The sequence below is a fragment of the Mycobacterium sp. genome (assembly GCF_004298145.1).
Lineage (GTDB): Bacteria > Actinomycetota > Actinomycetes > Mycobacteriales > Mycobacteriaceae > Mycobacterium.
The window spans coordinates 1-17,812 of the sequence record NZ_SCRH01000068.1 but is presented as its reverse complement, the minus strand read 5'-3'; the positions used below and the strand labels follow the sequence as shown (position 1 = coordinate 17,812).

General features: G+C 66.4%; 13 protein-coding genes and 1 pseudogene. 7 read left to right on the top strand and 7 right to left on the bottom strand.

Features of this window, described 5'->3' with window-relative positions; translation table 11 throughout:
* The first annotated feature begins 121 nt into the window (after window positions 1–121).
* The gene (locus EPN51_RS26885; protein ID WP_293048919.1) at window positions 122–412 is read left to right on the top strand and encodes an antitermination regulator; all 291 of its coding nucleotides are present in this window, start codon (window positions 122–124) and stop codon (window positions 410–412) included.
* Between the two features lie 167 nt (window positions 413–579).
* Here EPN51_RS26885 and EPN51_RS26880 read toward each other — a convergent pair whose 3' ends face one another.
* A complete protein-coding gene (locus EPN51_RS26880) occupies window positions 580–2,283 on the bottom strand; it encodes a DUF4407 domain-containing protein (RefSeq protein ID WP_293048918.1) in 1,704 nt (567 codons plus the stop codon).
* Between the two features lie 227 nt (window positions 2,284–2,510).
* Between EPN51_RS26880 and EPN51_RS26875 the strand changes: the two genes are divergently transcribed.
* Together EPN51_RS26875 and EPN51_RS26870 are read left to right on the top strand one after the other, a co-directional pair.
* Window positions 2,511–3,068, top strand: a complete 558-nt coding sequence (locus tag EPN51_RS26875) for a hypothetical protein (RefSeq protein ID WP_293048917.1) — start codon at window positions 2,511–2,513, stop codon at window positions 3,066–3,068.
* A gap of 109 nt (window positions 3,069–3,177) precedes the next feature.
* Window positions 3,178–3,606 (top strand): SRPBCC family protein, encoded by a 429-nt coding sequence (locus EPN51_RS26870; RefSeq protein ID WP_293048916.1) that lies wholly within the window; start codon window positions 3,178–3,180, stop codon window positions 3,604–3,606.
* Window positions 3,607–3,611: 5 nt separating this feature from the next.
* Here the strand turns inward: EPN51_RS26870 and EPN51_RS26865 are convergent.
* From EPN51_RS26865 to malQ, 5 genes and pseudogenes are all read right to left on the bottom strand, one after another.
* Window positions 3,612–3,761 (bottom strand): annotated as a pseudogene (locus EPN51_RS26865) (LapA family protein); the annotation flags it as partial.
* An 81-nt stretch (window positions 3,762–3,842) separates the two neighbouring features.
* Entirely contained in the window at window positions 3,843–5,591 is a 1,749-nt protein-coding gene (locus tag EPN51_RS26860; RefSeq protein ID WP_293049021.1) for a molybdopterin-dependent oxidoreductase, read from the bottom strand.
* A 288-nt stretch (window positions 5,592–5,879) separates the two neighbouring features.
* Window positions 5,880–6,350, bottom strand: coding sequence for a nuclear transport factor 2 family protein (locus tag EPN51_RS26855; protein WP_293048915.1), 471 nt, complete (start codon window positions 6,348–6,350; stop codon window positions 5,880–5,882).
* 5 nt (window positions 6,351–6,355) lie between these two features.
* Window positions 6,356–7,237, bottom strand: coding sequence for an LLM class F420-dependent oxidoreductase (locus EPN51_RS26850; RefSeq protein ID WP_293048914.1), 882 nt, complete (start codon window positions 7,235–7,237; stop codon window positions 6,356–6,358).
* Window positions 7,238–7,272: 35 nt separating this feature from the next.
* Window positions 7,273–9,447 carry a 4-alpha-glucanotransferase gene (gene malQ / locus EPN51_RS26845; RefSeq protein ID WP_293049020.1) on the bottom strand — a complete coding sequence of 725 codons (2,175 nt, stop codon included), beginning with the start codon at window positions 9,445–9,447 and terminating at the stop codon, window positions 7,273–7,275.
* Between the two features lie 425 nt (window positions 9,448–9,872).
* Between malQ and eccB the strand changes: the two genes are divergently transcribed.
* Entirely contained in the window at window positions 9,873–11,390 is a 1,518-nt protein-coding gene (eccB, locus tag EPN51_RS26840; RefSeq protein ID WP_293048913.1) for a type VII secretion protein EccB, read from the top strand.
* Window positions 11,387–15,550, top strand: a complete 4,164-nt coding sequence (gene eccCa, locus EPN51_RS26835; RefSeq protein WP_293048912.1) for a type VII secretion protein EccCa — start codon at window positions 11,387–11,389, stop codon at window positions 15,548–15,550. The genes eccB and eccCa overlap by 4 nt, the downstream gene beginning before the upstream one ends.
* A gap of 52 nt (window positions 15,551–15,602) precedes the next feature.
* Here the strand turns inward: eccCa and EPN51_RS26830 are convergent, their stop codons facing one another.
* Window positions 15,603–16,766 (bottom strand): cytochrome P450, encoded by a 1,164-nt coding sequence (locus EPN51_RS26830; RefSeq protein ID WP_293048911.1) that lies wholly within the window; start codon window positions 16,764–16,766, stop codon window positions 15,603–15,605.
* Window positions 16,767–16,990: 224 nt separating this feature from the next.
* Here EPN51_RS26830 and EPN51_RS26825 point away from each other — a divergent pair, with 224 nt between their 5' ends.
* Together EPN51_RS26825 and EPN51_RS26820 are read left to right on the top strand one after the other, a co-directional pair.
* Window positions 16,991–17,185, top strand: a complete 195-nt coding sequence (locus EPN51_RS26825; RefSeq protein ID WP_293048910.1) for a ferredoxin — start codon at window positions 16,991–16,993, stop codon at window positions 17,183–17,185.
* 498 nt (window positions 17,186–17,683) lie between these two features.
* Window positions 17,684–17,812, top strand: a 129-nt coding sequence (locus EPN51_RS26820) for a PPE domain-containing protein (protein WP_293049019.1), incomplete at its 3' end; no start/stop codon positions are given.

The following is a 17,812-nucleotide window of genomic DNA, read 5'->3' as shown; positions in this document are numbered from 1 at the left end:
TCGACAAATCATTGCACGGGGCGCCTTTTGAGGATTGCAGCCGCGACGATGCGTAACGCACGGATTCCTGCCGCTATGCGAGTAGCGGTTTCGTGGAGGCGCAGCAGGAGGTATCTACAACATGACATCGGACTGGGCCCCCGCCCAGACTTCGTGTGGCCCGAACTCCGGTCGCATTCTCGACACGGCGCGGGGCATTCTCATCGGCCTTCGCCGGTGCCCTTCGGATGCCGCCCTGGATGAATTGCACAGTGCGGCGCTGCGACACAAGGTGCCGGTATTCGCGATGGCGTGGGCCCTGGTGCACCTCGCCGGCGATGGCCAACGGACACCGAGCTTCGTCGACGCGCAATCCGCGGCTCGGCACGAATGGGGACAGCTATTCGAGTCCGCCGCCGCCATGCCCTGTTGAGCGGGCATGAAGACGTTGGGACGGCCGAGTTCTCGAGGGGTAACCCGGCCGTCTCCAACTACGCCGACATCGATATGAAAGCGCGGGCGCAACGTCCCCGGCCTCGCGTCGCGGGTCCTTGGCAACCCGGAAACCAACGCCGGCAATCGGTTCCGAATGGCACCCGGCTACTGCGCCGGCGGCAGCTGGCGCGGGCCTTCGCAGGGACCTTCGGGCCCATCCAATGCCTGCGGTCCGTCCCGCTTCGTCAACGCCGGTCCGTGGTCACCTTCCGACAGGTGACCCGTGCCTTTTCCGTGCCGCGATAAGGTAACGAACCCCACTCGGGCAGAAGGGGATTCGGTATCACCACCGGGTTGAGACGGGTCGGCACTCGAGGCCTCGGATCTGACCGTCACTTTGCGGATTCGCTTGAGCGCGAACGTGATCTCCTCGGTCTCTTCGAGCACCCCGTCGAACACGTGCCGTGCGGTGCGCAGCGGCTGGGTCGTGGTGTCGATCACCCGCGCCACGAACGGCGGTACCAGCGGCCGGATCCAGCGGGCGGCGGCCTTGGTCGCGTCCGGAATCGACGGGATCAACGGCGCGCTTCGCTCTTGGTGTGGCTCGACCTCGCCGCCCGGCTCCGGCGCGGGCGACTGGGTGATCGCCCGGCTCGCCGCCTCCGCTTCGGCGGCGATCGGCAGATACACGTCGTCTTCCTCGGCCGATTCGAAGGCCCGCTGTGACGGCGCATGCACCGGACTCTCGAACGCCTGCAGAACCCGGCGACGCTGGTGCTCGCGGTCGATCTCGGTCTGCGCCGAGATGGCGAGTCGGGCCTGGGTCAGTTGATGCTCGGCCCACATGATTTCGGCCTCGCGGCGAACCTCGGCCCGCTTGATCGCGATAGCGGTCTGTGCGTCGAGTTCAGCGCGGTCGCGCTCCGCGCGTGCGGTGGCGTGGCGATCCTGCGTTGTCTCTCCGCGCCACAACCCCAGGATCAATGGCGCCAGATACAGCAGGACGCACGCCCCGATCGTCAGCAGCCGCAGGGCCTGGGCCCCCGCGTTGTCGGACGCAAGGTCATTCAGCGTGACCCAGCGTGCGCCCAGGCCCCGGCCGGCGTCCGCCATGACGCCGCGCCGCGCATCCTGCAGGGCCTGCTCCTGCCGCGAGGCCGTGGCATCCAGCCCGGGCGCACGGCTGTCCCGGGCCGCCAGCGCGATGTCCAAATCATGCTGGGCATCGGTGAGAAGGTCGTTGGCCGTGCGTGTTTCGGGTCCGGCCCCGGGAACGCCGGTGATCCGAGTCTGTGGGCAGCCAGGTGTGGGGTGGTATTCGCAGCGGGCGACGACCAAGGCTTTGTCCTGGCGGTCACGGGCTTGGGCGACGGCGCCGTCGAGCGCAGCGCGCGCGTCCTTGGTCCGCTGCAGGGATGCCGAGGCCTGCGAGACCGAGGGCGCCGATTCCGCGTCGCGCAAGGCCCGTTCGTCGAGGCGCCGGTCGATCGAGCTGGAAAGGATGACCAGTGCGGCGAGTTCGCCGACAATGACGCCCACCGCCGCCGCCACCGCAGCGCGTCCCACGACGCCGGGGCGGCTCCGCTGGGCCCCCGGCACGGTGCCGCGGGTTACCGCGCCGGCCAGCAGGCCGAAGACGAGGGTGAGCGGCACGATGCCAAGAATCGGCCAGCGCACCGATCCGGTCACGGCCAGGGTCGCGACCAGCCAGGCCAGCGTGGCTCCCAGCGCCACCACCGCGCCGGCGAGGGCGTGGGTGGATCGCTCGTGGTGTTCGTCGAGCTCGCGACCGTGCCCGCCGCCGAGCCAGATGAGAACGCCCGCGACTGTGGCCAGGCCTCGGCGCTCCTCGGTTACTTCTTGGGGCATGAGACTGCAAACACCTCCACCATCAAGCCTCCCAGGGCACCGCCCGGCACATCGAATCGAAGCGACCACGTGTGGTGGGCTTCACAGTCCGGCGGAATCGACGCAGATCACCTGCCGGGCATCGTTCGGGCTGGCCAGGTCCAACGGGACGGGTTCTGACGCGTAATTCCTGCGACGCGAGCGGATCAGCGACCGTTCGGGCAGGTGACGTGAGACGGTATAAGCCTATGTCGAATCACGATTTTGTCACCTACGAGGAATTCGGTCGCAGGTTCTTCGAGGTCGCGGTCACCCCCGAGCGTGTCGCCGCCGCATTCGCCGACATCGCGGGCAGCGAGTTCGCCATGGAGCCGATCGCTCAGGGGCCGGGCAAGATCGCCAAGGTCAGTGCGAACGTCAAGATCCAAGAGGCCCGCGTCACTCGCCGGCTGGGCGACAGCATCACCTTCGTCATCCACATTCCGCTGTCGATCGATCTGCTGGTGGACCTCTGGCTGGACAAGCAGCGCTTCGTGGTCTCGGGAGACATCGCCTTGCGTGCCACGGCGCGAGCGGCCGAACCGCTGCTGCTGATCGTGGACGTCGCCAAGCCGCGGCCGTCCGATATCACCGTGAACGTCTCGTCCAAGTCCATCCGCGGGGAGGTGCTGCGGATCCTGGCCGGGGTTGATGGTGAGATCCGGCGATTCATCGCGCAGTACGTCGCGACCGAGATCGACGCGCCGCACTCGCAGGCCGCGCAAATCATCGACGTGGCTCACCAACTCGAAGAGGTGTGGCCCTGAGCCTGGCCAACGAATAGGGCCGACGGTGCCGGGGTACTCACCCACGGTTGTGCGTTTGCCACCGGCTGGTGGCGCGCTGGTGATCACCCGGTGCGGAGCGGAGGAGGCCTTGGCTCGAGTAGACGTTTCGGTGTCATCAAAGGTGGAACCGGAGGCGGCCTGGAAGCTGGCGTCGGACCTCGATCGCTTCGAGCAGTGGATGACGATCTTCGCCGGGTGGCGGGGGCCCGTTCCGGCCACGATCGAGGAGGGCACGTGTGTCTCGTCGTGCGTCAAAGTCAAGGGCTTCCGCAACGTCATCCATTGGACGGTCACCCGGTTCGACGAGCCGAAATCGATTGAGCTGCAAGGCCGCGGCCGCGGTGGAATCCGGCTCACGGTGCGGATGACCGTCACCGAGAACAACTCTGGATCAACGTTTCATCTGACCGCCGATCTCAAAGGCGGTTTGCTCAGCGGGCCGATCGGGGGACTGGTCGCCAGAGTGCTGCGGTCCGACGTGCAGAAGTCCGTGAACAACCTCGCGTCATTGCGGTAGCGGAGTTACCGGCCCGGGTGACCGATCACCCAGTCGCGCTGCGCCTGGCGAATCCGCCTGCCGTCCATCGCAAGCCACGCCAGGCCGGCCCCGAACGCGAGCATCGCAACGATCGCGGCCGCAACGCCGGTGCGGGCGTGTCCTCCGCTGTCGCTTCCGTCCGGCCGACGCCCTGGAGCTACCCAAAACGACCGTTGGACAAACGACTTGGAGGAGGTGACGCCGGTGGCCGCGCCTTATAGCGTTTGGTGCCGCCCGAAATATTTGTGGTCTTCGCTGTAGCCGCCATAACCGCTTCCGATGTCGCGGTAGTCGGCGACGAATTCGATGCCCTTGATCCACTTGACCAATTTGAAGCCGTGCTGCAGCTCGTTGCGCAGCCGCAACGGCCTGCCGTGCATGTAGGGCAGCTGCTGGTCGTTCATGTTGTAGGCCAGCATCGTCATATGGTGGCCCATCTGGTCGAGCGGATGCGCGTTGTAGTAAATCCCGCCGGTAGCGCCCAGGCCCATCGAATAGAACACCACCCATTTCGCCTCGGGCAACGGTTTGACGATGTCCATGATCGTATTCATCTGCACGCCACCCCATTTGGCGACGCCCGACCAGGCCTGGATGCAGAAATGCTGGCTGATCTGCTCGTGGTAGGGCAGCGCCATCAAATCCTCGAGCGAGAACTCCATCGGGTGCTCGACCAGGCCGTAGACCTTCAGCCGCCAGTCCTTGAAGTCGTCGCGCTCGAGTTCCTTGTACTCGACGGTCTCCGGCAGACGGCCGTTGCGCCAGTGGTGCGGCGAGATGTCCTTTTCGGTGAAGGCGCCGGGCTTGGGGTCCAGCCGCTCGAGCACCCGCTGGAACGGACCCACGAGGGCGTACCCGACCCGCTGAACCACGCGCGGGTGCTTAATGGTGAACGGGGTGGCCCAAACCCACGCGATCACCGTCACCACCATGGCGGCGGCGAAGATCCCGAAGCCCACCCAGCTGGTGTCGTCCCGGGAGGCGAACATGTGGTTGAGGTTCCGCAGGGCCTCGGTCGTGAAAACCATCGTCACGTGCACCAGGATGAAGAACAGGAAATACACCAGCACGAGGAAATGCAGCGAGCGTGCGTGCTGAATGCTCAGGCGTTTGCTCAGCCAGTGCACACGCTGCGACAGCGCCGGCGACATCCCGAGGCCGGTGATCATCGCGGCCGGTGCGGCGATGAACACGGTGGTGAAGTACGCCAGCAGCTGCATCCCGTTGTAGGCGACCCAGCCGTTGTCGATCGGCCAGTCCAGTGACATGTACTGAATCGCGACCGACGCGGCGTTGGGGAAGACGTCCCAGCTGGTCGGCACGATGTGGCGCCACTGTCCGGTGGCGAACAGCAGCACATAGAACACCGCCCCGTTGAGCAGCCACAAGACGTCGATGCCGAGATGCCACCACCGGGCCAGGCCGATGGAGTGCCGGAATCCGGGGAGGCCGAATTGCGGCGGCAGGGCGACGGTGTCGGCGTTGGCGGTCCAGAGCTCGTCGTCCGGCACCGGCGGGCCCACCCGCAGCCACTCGTCCTTACCGGGGGTGGCGTTGCGGCTGAAGTAGAGCCGGGGGTGGTCGCAGAGAATCTGGATTCCCGACCTGATGATGAACATCAACATGAAAAGGTTGAAGAAATGCGTCCAGCCGATCCAGGCGGGCAGGCCCTCGGGGACGCCGGTGCTGTCGCTGCCGGGATAGCGCGCGATGAACGACTGCACGGCCGGCACGTTGTGCAAACCCTTGCCGATCGCCACCGACGCGATCAACGCGCCGAGGCCGATCGGGATCAGCCACAGCAGGTTGAACCAGCGGTCGCGTCCGATGCGCAACTTCGGGGCGGTCGCCCGCCTGGTGAGGTCGAAGCCGCCGCCGTAATGCTCGACATCGATGGTGTCGTGGGCGGTGTGTATCTCGTCCCGGTAACCCGGATCGGATGTCAGCGGCGTACCTGCCGCCAACGTTGAGACTGAGCCGTTCCCCACCGGACCAACGAGCTTGCTTTTGGCATACGTCACGCCTTGAAAATACACGAAAACGCCTGGATAAATCCAAGCCGGATTGGAAAAAAGGGCCGGTCAGCGGCCCCGTCGGGCCGAATATGTGTCTGCAACAGTTGCCAGTGGGCAGAATCTGCCTCGGCACCAATAGCGATCTCCGCAAGTGCCTCTGTAGCGACCGATTCGCTCCGCAAATTCGGATCCTTGACAAATGCTGTGAATCTTGTCACAAGTCCCTAGCAGTTGCCGCTAGGCCGTGTCGCGGGGCAACAGGCGACGCGCCGGGCGGGTCTCGATGGCGTGGACCGTCAGCGCCCGGCGGCCTATCCGCCAGCCCGCCGCCGTCAGCTCGTACGCGTCGTCGTAGCGCAGGTGCCACACCACATCCACCACCTCGTCCCCGCGCGCGGTCCAGTGGTGGGCGACGCACGCGATGCGTCCTCGGGCGGTGCCCGGCAGTTCGGCCGCGTCGTACACCTCGCCGATGATCGCGTGCTCGGTGCGTGACACCGCGTCCACGGCCGCGACGGCGACGGCGATGGCCGCCCGGCCGCGATGCGCATGTATCGGCAACAAATCGGCCGGTGGTGCGGGCACCACCAACTCGGCCTCGACGGTGAAAAGCTCTACGACGCTATCGAATTTGCGGTCATCGATGTGGGCGGCGTACCGGTGAACCACATCACTGAGCGCCATCCGCTCGCCGGCTGAAAGCGTCATCCGCGTCACGGAACCAGCGACAGTCGCTGCGCGCACGCCGACAAGGCGTCTTTGGCCCGCTCGATATCGGGGGTCGGCGGCATGGCCAACACGAGCCGGTCGGCGCCCTGATCGAGGAGGCCGGCCGCGCGCTCGGCGTCGATTTTGGTGACACTGTGGCCCAGCGACACCTCCAGAGCCGCAGGATCGCGGCCCGCCGAGGATGCCTCGTCGCGCATGAGTCCGATCAGCGACGCGAGCCGTTCTCCGGTGACGCCAAGCGGCTGGAAGCCGTCGCCCAACCGCCCCGCGCGGCGCGCGGCCGCTCGGCTGTGGCCGCCGATGTGCACCGGAAACCGCTCCGCCGTAACGGGTTTGGGATAGCTCATCACGTTATCGAAGCTGAAGAACTCGCCGTGGAATGACGCCCCTCCGTGTTGGTCGGCCCACAGTGCCCGCATCACAGCCAGCTGCTCGTCGGCCCGCCTGCCCCGGTTGTCGAAGTCCGCGCCACATGCCTGCAGCTCTTCCCTGAGCCAGCCGACACCCACACACAGCCGCAGTCTTCCGCCCGAGAGCGCATCGACGGTGGCGACCCGTTTGGCAAGTACCACCGGATGGTGGTTGGGCAGGACCAACACCCCGGTGGCCAGCCCGAGACTGGTGGTGTGGCCGGCCAGAAACGCCAGCAGATCGAGCGGGTCGGGAATGGGGCAATCGGCCGCCAACCCGACGCGTCCGGAATTGTCGTAGGGATACACGCTGTCGTAGCGCGTGAGCAGGACCGTGTGCTCGACGGCAACGATCGATTCGAACCCGCACAGTTCGAGGTGGCGCGCGAAGCCCACCATCCACTCGGGGTCCGCGGTGACACCGTCGGCAACCGGGGCCACGACCGAGACCTTCATGGTTTGTGAAGCTAACAAGGCAACCGGTAGCGCATTCAGCGGGTCGCGCTTTCCCTGGTCTCTGAGGTGGCGGGTGCGATCGCGGCGCGCACGGCCTCGGCCAGCGTGGCGGCCCGGGGATCGGTGAACACGTCCTCGAGCATCACCTCGCGCCCGTCGGGACCGGTCAGCGGGACCCGCCAGTTGGGGTACTCGTCCGTGGTGCCGGGCTGGTTCTGGGTGCGGCGGTCACCGACCGCGTCGGTCAGCGCCACACCGAGCAGCCGTGACGGTGTCCTGCCCAGATACCGGTAGAGGGCCACAATCACCCGCTCCGGGTCGTCTTCGCCGTCCTCGAGCAGCCCCACCCGGCGCAACTCGGCCAGCCACGCCGCCACCTCGGCCCGGTCGGACTCGAGCTCGTCGGCGGCGGGCCGGGTCAGCAACCCCAGCGAATCACGCAGGCGCACATGGTCTCCCGCCAGGTAGCCGGCGGTCGGCGGCAGGTCGTGCGTGGTAACCGAGGACAGGCAGTACTCCCGCCAGCGCTCGGCCGGCAGCGGACCGCCGTTCCCGTCGCGATCCAACTCGAACCAGAGGATCGAGGTGCCCAGCAGGCCACGTAGCAGGAGGTAATCCCGCACCCACGGCTCGACCGTGCCGAGATCCTCGCCCACCACCACCGCGCCGGCCCGATGCGCTTCCAGGGCGACGATGCCGATCATGGCTTCGTGGTCATAGCGCACGTAGGTGCCCTCGGTGGGTGATGCACCGCGCGGGATCCACCAGAGCCGGAACAACCCGATGATGTGGTCGATGCGCACCCCGCCGGCATGTCGCAGCACCGCACGGATCATTGCGCGAAAAGGCCGATATTCGTGCTCGTCCAACCGGTCCGGTCGCCACGGCGGCTGCGACCAGTCCTGGCCGAGCTGGTTGAACTCGTCCGGCGGCGCCCCCGCCGTCACGCCGAGCGCCATCACATCCTGCAGCGCCCAGGCGTCGGCGCCATTGGGGTGCACACCGACGGCCAGGTCTGCCATGATGCCCAACGACATTCCGGCGCGGATCGCCTGCGACTGCGCCCCGGCAAGCTGCTCGTCGAGTTGCCACTGCAACCAGCGGTGGAAATCGACTGTGTCGGAATGCTTTCTGACGAAGTCCGCGACCCCGGACGCGCCGGGGTGTTGCAGCGCTTCGGGCCAGGAATGCCAGTCGTCGCCGTACTTTTCGGCCAGCGCGCACCAGCCGGCGAAGTCGTCGAGCGCGCGCCCCTCCCGGTCGCGGAACGCGACATAGGACAGCTCCCGGCCGGCCGACCGCGGTTCTTGGTGCAGCAGCTTGAGTGCGACCCGCTTGGCCGCCCACGAGCTGTCGCGGTCGATCGCGTCGACGCGACCGGCGCGCTGCTGGACCTCCGAGCGCAGTCGGCGGACACGGCTGCGCTTGGTCAGGTCGGCGAATTCGGGTATCGCCTCGACGCGAAGATAAATCGGGTTGACGAAGCGCCGCGATGTCGGCAGGTACGGCGACGGCTCCATGCGACTCTTCGGACCGGGGGGCGCGGCCGCATGCAGCGGATTGACCAACAGATAGTCGGCGCCGTGGCGCGACGCCGACCACACCGCCAGGTCGGTCAGATCGGTGAGATCCCCGACGCCCCAGGACTGCCGGGACCGCACGCTGTAGAGCTGAATGGCCAGGCCCCAGGCGCGGCGGTTGCCGAGCTGCTCCGGCAGCCCGAGCCAATCCGGTGTCACGATGAGCGCGGTGCTGGCCTCCAGGTCCCCGGAACGCAGGTGCACCCGGTGATAGCCCAGCGGCAGATCGGTGGGCAGCAGGAAGCTGGCCTCGCCGACCCAGCGCCCGTCCAGGTCGAATGGCGGGGTGAAGTTGTCGACCTGTTCGACGCCTCCGCGCACCGTGCCGTCCTCGAGCCGCAACCACACCTGTGCGGGATCACCGTGGGTGACGTGGGCCCAGAACCGGATCTGCTCACCGGTACGCCCGACGATGGTCGCCGGCAGCCGGCGCGCCCAGTGCGATCGCAGCTTGGCGGTCAACGCGACGTTGCGCTCCTGCTCGTCGCCGGCCGCGACGCCGAGCGCGGCCAACACCGCCTTCAGCGTGGTCTCGGCGACCCGCACCCTCCGACCGGTCCAATCCTCGTAGTCCGTCGCGATGCCGTATCTCCTGGCGAGTTCGATCAGCGACGGCGCGAGTTCGGTCATGCCGCCATCTTGCTGCCAGGATTCGCGCACCGGCGACTCGGATCCGACGCGAGTTGGCATTTTCTTTGCTGGACGGCCGCCTGCCGTTCACTTGTATCTCCCGTGGGTAACCCGCTCGCACGCTCAACAGGACACCGGCGCCATGCGCCATTACGATGCCCGGAGGGGACCGACAAGAATCCGGTGAACTGATCCGTGGGGGAAGAGAAACTGCCAGCTCAGTGGCGCCTGTCGCGGCCGTCCGCGCTGGAGACTCCAACACGGTGAACGGGCCGGATTCGGGTGCGTGAACAGATGTGGAAATGAATGCGCTTCGGCGCCGCATGGCGAGGTCCGTGTAGGTGCCTTACCGTTGTCACGGGTTGTCGTAACAATTCGCGCGATAGAAAATATCCAGGCGTTCGAGCAGACCGGATGGTGAATTAGTGGCGGAAGAGAGTCGCGGGCAGCGCGGCACGGGGTACGGCCTCGGGTTGTCGACGCGGACCCAGGTCACCGGCTATCAGTTCCTTGCCCGCCGGACCGCGATCGCACTGACCCGGTGGCGGGTGCGCATGGAGGTCGAGCCGGGCCGGCGTCAGAACCTGGCCGTGGTGGCCTCGGTGTCCGCCGCTCTGGTGATCTGCCTGGGCGCGCTGCTGTACTCGTTCATCAGCCCGGCGGGCCAGGTCGGGGATTCGCCGATCATCGCCGACCGCGACTCCGGCGCGCTATACGTCCGCGTGGGCGAGAGGCTGTACCCGGCGCTGAACCTGGCCTCGGCCCGCCTGATCACCGGGCGCCCGGACAACCCGCACCTGGTTAAGTCCAACCAAATCACCAGCCTGCCGCGCGGCCCAATGGTGGGCATCCCGGGCGCGCCGTCGAGCTTCCACCCCACCAGCCCGGCCGCGTCGTCCTGGTTGGTCTGCGACACCGTGTCGAACTCGACCGGCTCCGGGGCGCCGTCCGGCGTGACGGTCACGGTCATCGACGGCAATCCCGACCTGCGCCACCACCGGCGGGTGCTGACCGGGACGGACGCGGTGGTGCTGAACTACGGCGGCGACGCCTGGGTGGTCCGCGACGGACGCCGCTCTCGCATCGACGCGGCGAACCGATCGGTGCTCCTGCCGCTGGGGCTGACCCCGGAGCAGGTCAGCACGGCCAAGCCGATGAGCCGCGCCCTGTACGACGCGCTGCCGGTGGGTCCGGAGTTGACGGTGCCGCAGATTGAGAACGCGGGTGCCGGCGCGTCGTTCCCCGGGGCGCCCGGACCGATCGGCACGGTGATCGTCACCCCGCAAATCAGTGGGCCGCAACAGTATTCATTGGTATTGGCTGACGGTGTGCAGACACTGCCACCGTTGGTGGCCCAGATCCTGCAAAACGCCGGGCCGGGCAACACCAAACCGGTGACCGTGGAACCGTCCGCGCTGGCGAAGATGCCCGTGGTCAACAAGCTGGACCTGTCCTCCTACCCGGATGCACCGCTGAATGTGATGGATATCCGCGAGAATCCGGCGACCTGCTGGTGGTGGCAGAAGACCTCGGGTGAAAACCGGGCACGCGTGCAGGTCATCTCCGGCGCGACCATTCCGGTCGAAACCAAGGATGTCAACAGGGTGGTGTCGCTGGTCAAGGCCGACACCACCGGCCGCGTAGCCGACCAGGTGTTCTTCGGTCCCGACTATGCGAACTTCGTGGCCGTCACCGGAAACGAACCCGGCGCCAAGACGACCGAATCGCTGTGGTGGCTCACGGACGCGGGCGCCCGGTTCGGAGTCGACGACACCCGTGACGTACGAGAAGCGTTGGGCCTGAAGACGACACCTGCCCTGGCGCCCTGGGTGGCGCTACGGCTGCTGCCGCAAGGGCCGACGTTGTCGCGAGCGGATGCGCTGGTGCAGCACGACACGCTACCGATGGATATGTCCCCAGGAGAGTTGGCGGTACCCAAGTGAAACGTGGATTTGCCCGGCCGACGCCGGAGAAGCCCCCGGTCATCAAGCCGGAGAACATCGTCCTTCCGACACCGCTGAGCATTCCGCCGCCGGAAGGCAAGCCCTGGTGGCTCGTCGTGGTCGGCGTCTTGGTGATCGGCCTGCTGATCGGCATGATCGCCATGGTCTTCGGCAGCGGTTCCCATGTGTTCGGCGGCGCCGGCGCCATCTTCCCGATCTTCATGATCGGCGGCGTCGCGATGATGATGTTCGGCGGCCGATTTGGCGGCCAGCAGCAGATGAGCCGGCCGAAGTTGGACTCGATGCGCGCCCAGTTCATGTTGATGCTGGACATGCTGCGCGAGACCGCTCACGAGTCGGCCGACAGCATGGACGCCAACTACCGGTGGTTCCACCCGGCGCCCACCACGCTGGCGGCCGCGGTCGGATCTTCGCGGATGTGGGAACGCAAACCCGACGGCAAGGACCTCAACTTCGGCGTCGTCCGCGTCGGCGTCGGTATGACACGTCCCGAGGTGACCTGGGGTGAGCCCCAGAACATGCCGACCGACATCGAACTCGAGCCGGTAACCGGTAAGGCACTTCAGGAGTTCGGGCGCTATCAAAGCGTCGTGTACAACCTGCCCAAGATGATCTCGGTGCTGGTCGAACCCTGGTACTCGCTGGCCGGGGACCGCGAGCCGGTCCTGGGATTGATGCGGGCGATCATCTGCCAGCTGGCGTTCTCCCACGGACCCGACCACGTGCGGATGATCGTCGTCAGTTCCGATTTGGACGAATGGGACTGGGTGAAATGGCTGCCGCACTTCGGCGATCCGCGCCGCCAGGACGCCGCCGGCAATGCACGGATGGTGTACAGCTCGGTGCGTGAGTTCGCCGCCGAGCAAGCCGAATTGTTTGCCGGCCGTGGGTCTTTCACCCCCCGGCACGCCAGTTCGTCGGCCCAGACCCCGACGCCTCACACCGTGATCATCGCCGATGCCGTTGACCCCCAATGGGAGTACGTGATCAGCGGCGAAGGCGTCGACGGGGTGACGTTCTTCGACCTCACCGGCTCGGCCATGTGGAGCGCCGTCCCCGAGCGGACCCTGCGGTTCGACAAGAAGGGTGTGATCGAGGCGCTGCCCCGCGACCGCGACACCTGGATGGTGATCGACGAGAAGCCCTGGTTCTTCGCTCTCACCGACCACATCAGCATCGCCGAAGCGGAGGAGTTCTCGCAGAAGCTGGCGCGCTGGCGGCTCGCCGAGGCCTACGAAGAGATCGGCCAGCGGGTGGCGCACATCGGCGCCCGAGACATCATGGCCTACTACGGAATCGACGATCCTGGGCATATCGACTTCGAGTCGCTGTGGGGCAGTCGCAACGACTCGATGGGCAGGTCGCGGTTGCGGGCCCCGTTCGGTGTTCGTTCCGACAACGGCGAGCTTTTGTTCCTGGACATGAAGTCGCTGGACGAGGGCGGTGACGGCCCGCACGGAGTCATGTCCGGAACGACGGGTTCGGGGAAATCGACCCTGGTGCGGACCGTGATCGAATCGCTGATGCTCAGCCACCCGCCGGAGGAACTGCAGTTCGTGCTGGCCGACCTCAAGGGTGGGTCGGCGGTCAAGCCGTTCGTCGGGGTGCCGCACGTGTCCCGGATCATCACCGACCTGGAAGAGGACCAGGCGTTGATGGAGCGCTTCCTCGATGCGCTGTGGGGCGAAATCGCCCGCCGTAAGGCGATCTGCGACAGCGCCGGTGTCGACGACGCCAAGGAGTACAACTCGGTACGCGGCCGGATGCGCGCGCGTGGCCAGGACATGGCACCACTGCCGATGCTCGTGGTGGTCATCGACGAGTTCTACGAATGGTTCCGCATCATGCCGACGGCGGTCGACGTCCTCGACTCGATCGGCCGTCAGGGCCGCGCCTACTGGATTCACCTGATGATGGCGTCGCAGACCATCGAAAGCCGCGCCGAAAAGCTCATGGAGAACATGGGTTACCGGCTGGTGTTGAAAGCGCGTACCGCCGGCGCGGCGCAGGCAGCCGGCGTGCCGAACGCGGTCAACCTGCCCGCCAAGGCCGGCCTGGGCTACTTCCGGCGCAGCCTGGAGGACGTCGTCCGGTTCCAGGCCGAATTCCTTTGGCGGGACTACTTTCCGCGCGGCCTCACCGACGACGGAGACGTAGCGCCGGCGTTGGCGCACAGCATCGACTACGTCCGTCCGCAGCTGTTCACCAACTCGTTCACCCCGCTGGAGGTCAGCGTCGGGGGACCAGATGTCAGCGTTCCGGCCATTCCCGCCGACGGCGAGCTGTTGGAGGCTGAAGGGCCGGACGAGGACGTCGAAGGGATCAGGACGCCGAAGGTCGGTACCGTCATCATCGATCAACTGCGCAAGATCGATTTCCAGCCGTACCGGCTGTGGCAGCCGCCGCTGAACCAGCCCGTCGCCATCGACGAGTTGGTCAACCGGTTCCTCGGTCACCCGTGGCAGCAGGATTACGGCACCGCGCGGGATCTGGTCTTCCCGATCGGGATCATCGACCGCCCGTTCAAGCACGACCAGCCACCGTGGAAGGTCGACACGTCGGGGCCCGGTGCCAACGTCCTGATTCTGGGGGCCGGTGGTTCGGGCAAAACCACGGCGCTGCAGACGCTGATCTGCTCGGCGGCGCTGACCCACACGCCCGAGCAGCTCCAGTTCTACTGCTTGGCCTACAGCAGCACCGCGCTGACCACGGTCGCCCGTCTGCCCCATGTCGGTGAGGTGGCCGGTCCGACCGACCCGTACGGTGTCCGCCGCACGGTGGCCGAGTTGCTGGCGTTGGTGCGGAAGCGCAAAAGCACCTTCCTCGAGTACGAGATCGCCTCGATGGAGGTGTTCCGGCGGCGGAAATTCGGCGATGAGCCCGGCCCGGTCCCCGATGACGGGTTCGGCGACGTCTACCTGGTGGTGGACAACTACCGCGCGCTGGCCGAAGAAAACGAGGTGCTGATCGAGCAGGTGAACGTGATCATCAACCAGGGCCCCTCGTTCGGGGTGCACGTGGTGGTCACCGCCGATCGCGAATCCGAGCTGCGGCCACCGGTGCGCAGCGGCTTCGGCTCCCGCGTCGAGTTGCGGCTGGCCGCCGTGGAGGACGCCAAGCTGGTGCGTTCCCGGTTCGCCAAGGATGTTCCGGTGAAGCCGGGTCGTGGCATGGTCGCGGTCAACTACGTCCGCCTCGATGCCGACCCCCAGTCCGGTCTGCACACGTTGGTCGCCCGGCCGGCGCTGGCCAGCACGCCTGACAACCGGTTCGAGTCCGACAGCATCGTCGAAGCCGTCAGTCGGATCGCCAGCGGCCAGGCCCCGCCGGTGCGCCGGTTGCCGGCGACGTTCGGCGTGGAACAGCTTCGCGAGCTTGCCGCCCAAGACACCCGCCAGGGTGTCGGTGCCGGCGGAATCGCCTGGGCCATCTCGGAATTGGACCTGTCGCCGGTTTATCTCAACTTCGCCGAGAACGCACACCTGATGGTCACGGGCCGTCGCGAATGTGGGCGCACCACGACGCTGGCCACCATCATGAAAGAAATCGGGCGCCTGTACGCGCCGGGAGCGACCAGCGCACCGACGCCGCCGGCCGGGCAGCCCTCGGCCCAGGTGTGGCTGGTGGACCCGCGCCGTCAGCTGCTGACCACGCTCGGCTCCGATTACGTGGAGAAATTCGCGTACAACCTCGACGGTGTGCAGGCGATGATGGGCGATCTGGCCGCGGTCCTGGCCGGCCGCGAGCCGCCGCCCGGGTTGTCCGCCGAAGAATTGCTGTCGCGGAACTGGTGGAGCGGGCCGGAGATCTTCTTGATCGTCGACGACATCCAGCAGCTGCCAGCAGGTTTCGACTCGCCGTTGCACAAGGCCGCGCCCTGGGTGACCCGGGCCGCCGACGTCGGCTTGCACGTGTTCGTCACGCGCACGTTCGGTGGTTGGTCGTCGGCCGGCAGCGATCCGATGTTGCGGGCGCTGGCCCAGGCGAACGCGCCTCTGCTGGTGATGGACGCCGACCCCGACGAGGGATTCATCCGCGGCAAGATGAAGGGTGGTCCGCTGCCCCGTGGTCGAGGCCTGCTGATGGCCGAGGACACCGGTGTGTTCGTTCAGGTCGCGGCGACCGAGCTGCGCAAGTAGGACTCAAAGGCGTACAGCCGCTGCGCCGGGGCCGACTGGGTCACACCAGGGCTCAGCCCCAGCGCAGCGGCAGTTCTTTGAGCGCGAAACTCTTTGAGGGGTAATTGATCACGGGGGAGTAGTCCGCGGGCAGCTCGAAATCCGGAATCTGAGTGAGCCACTCGGCGACGATCACCGTCAGCTCTATGCGAGCCAGATGGGAGCCCAGACAGCGGTGCGGGCCACCGCCAAACCCCCAGTGCCGGTGCACTTTTCCATCCATATTGAGCTCGTTGGTCGACATCGAGTCGCTGTCGTCACGATTGACGGCCGCCATGCACAACCGCACCGAGGTGCCCGGCGGTAACGTCATGCCGCCGACGTTGACGAACTCGGTGGTGATCCGGGGCGCCACCGGCGCCGACGGTTCCAGCCGGACGATCTCTTCGATGAAAACCCTGATCTGCTTGGGGTTGTCGCGAAGTTCCTTGCGCAGCTGCGGCCTGCGGGCCAATTCGAACAGCGAAAATCCGATCGCCGCAGTCACCGTGTCCAGACCGGCCAGGATCAACAGGTGACTCATGCCGAGCAGCTCGAGGTCACTGAAGTTGCCCTCGCCGGTCATCACCTGCGACAACATGTCCGATCCCGGGTTTTGCCGGCGCTGCGCAATAGCGTCGATCAGATATTCCGGCAGTTGCTGGGCCTTTTCCATGTCGGCCTGGGTGAGGAAGGGCTTGTCGCCGACGACGGAATCTTTCCAATCGATCAGGCGATCGCGATCCTCGAGGGGCAGACCGTAGAGGTCCAGAAACACCTGAAACGGGTACAGGCTCGCGAGATCCGCCATCGCTTCGCACGCGCCCCGGCTCGCCAGCGCCGCGATCATGTCACGGGCGTGACGCTCCAGCACCGGACGGGACTTGCTCAACGCGTGCGGGCTGAAATACGGCTGCAGGATTTTACGGTAGCGGGTGTGTTGCGGTGGGTCGAAAGCCAGCGGCAGCACCGGTAATGGGTGGCCGGGGCGCTGAAGCACCGTCGACGAGAACACCTTGGGGTTGCGCAGAGCGGCCAGCACGTCTTCGCGGCGGGTTATGTAGTAGTGGCCGTTCATGAACACCACCGGCCCCGCGTCGCGCAGCGTCTTCCATCCCAGGCCGCGATCCACGCTCATCGGCAGCTTGCCGAATTCCAGCCGGGGCAAGAAGAACGTGCCGTTTTGGTCGTCGCTCATGCGCTTCGATCTCCGGTCGTCTGGGGCGCATCAATATCGTATGGGGGCAAAGGAACACGAACCCGGACGCCCGAGATCATCCGAGCTTTTCGGCCCCCGGCCTCGATGGCGAACATCTTCAACACTTTACCGACCGACTAATCTGGGTATTGGACCGTGAACGGCGATCGCGCAGATTTGCGGAAAGACTGCGGCCGTATCGCGTCGCCCAGGGAGGAAGCATCGTGAGGGTTCGTCTGGAACAGTCGAAATGCGTGGGCCACGCCCAGTGTTATGCCGTCGACCCCGACCTTTTTCCCATTGACGAGTCAGGCTATTCGATCCTCGAGGAGCATGAGGTCAGGCCCGAAGACGAGCAACTGACTCGCGACGGCGTCGCGTCCTGCCCCGAAATGGCGCTGATTCTCGAAGAGGACTGACAGCGCAACCTACGGGCGGCCACCGCAGAGCCGGCGCCACGGAGCGACAGCAAGCAAACGGCTTATGAACATTCCGTTGCCGTATATGAACTGACGCCGGCCGGGAATGAACAGTGGCTGGCCATTGATGAACAGTGGCCCTTGCGTGTCGGTGTTTGCCCGGTGACGAACTAATCTCAGTCCCGGGCGGCAGTTCGGGAATACGGAGCTGTCGCTCGGTTGCTGAAAACGGGGATTGGCCGAGGTACAAGGTGCATGTCGTTTCTGACCAAATGTCCGAGAAGCGTGGTGGCAGATCACCTTTCCGGACGCAGCCCATTGGTCAGCGTGTGCCGGTCGACCCGGCTGGCCGGGGCGCGGGGCAAGGGCCTCCGGCAGGACTCCCGTTGATGCAGCGATCGACCGGTGGGGTCGTTTACAGCGCCGTGATTACCGCCACCACTGATTCCCATGTGACAGCCGAGATCGCCTGCGGTCTTGGCCAACTGAGGAGGATAGGTGCTTGAGTTCGGTGCGTTACCGCCCGAAATCAATTCGGGTCGCATGTATGCGGGTCCGGGCTCGGGGCCGATGATGGCCGCGGCCGCCGCCTGGGACGAGATCGCGGCGGAGACGGGAGTGGCGGCC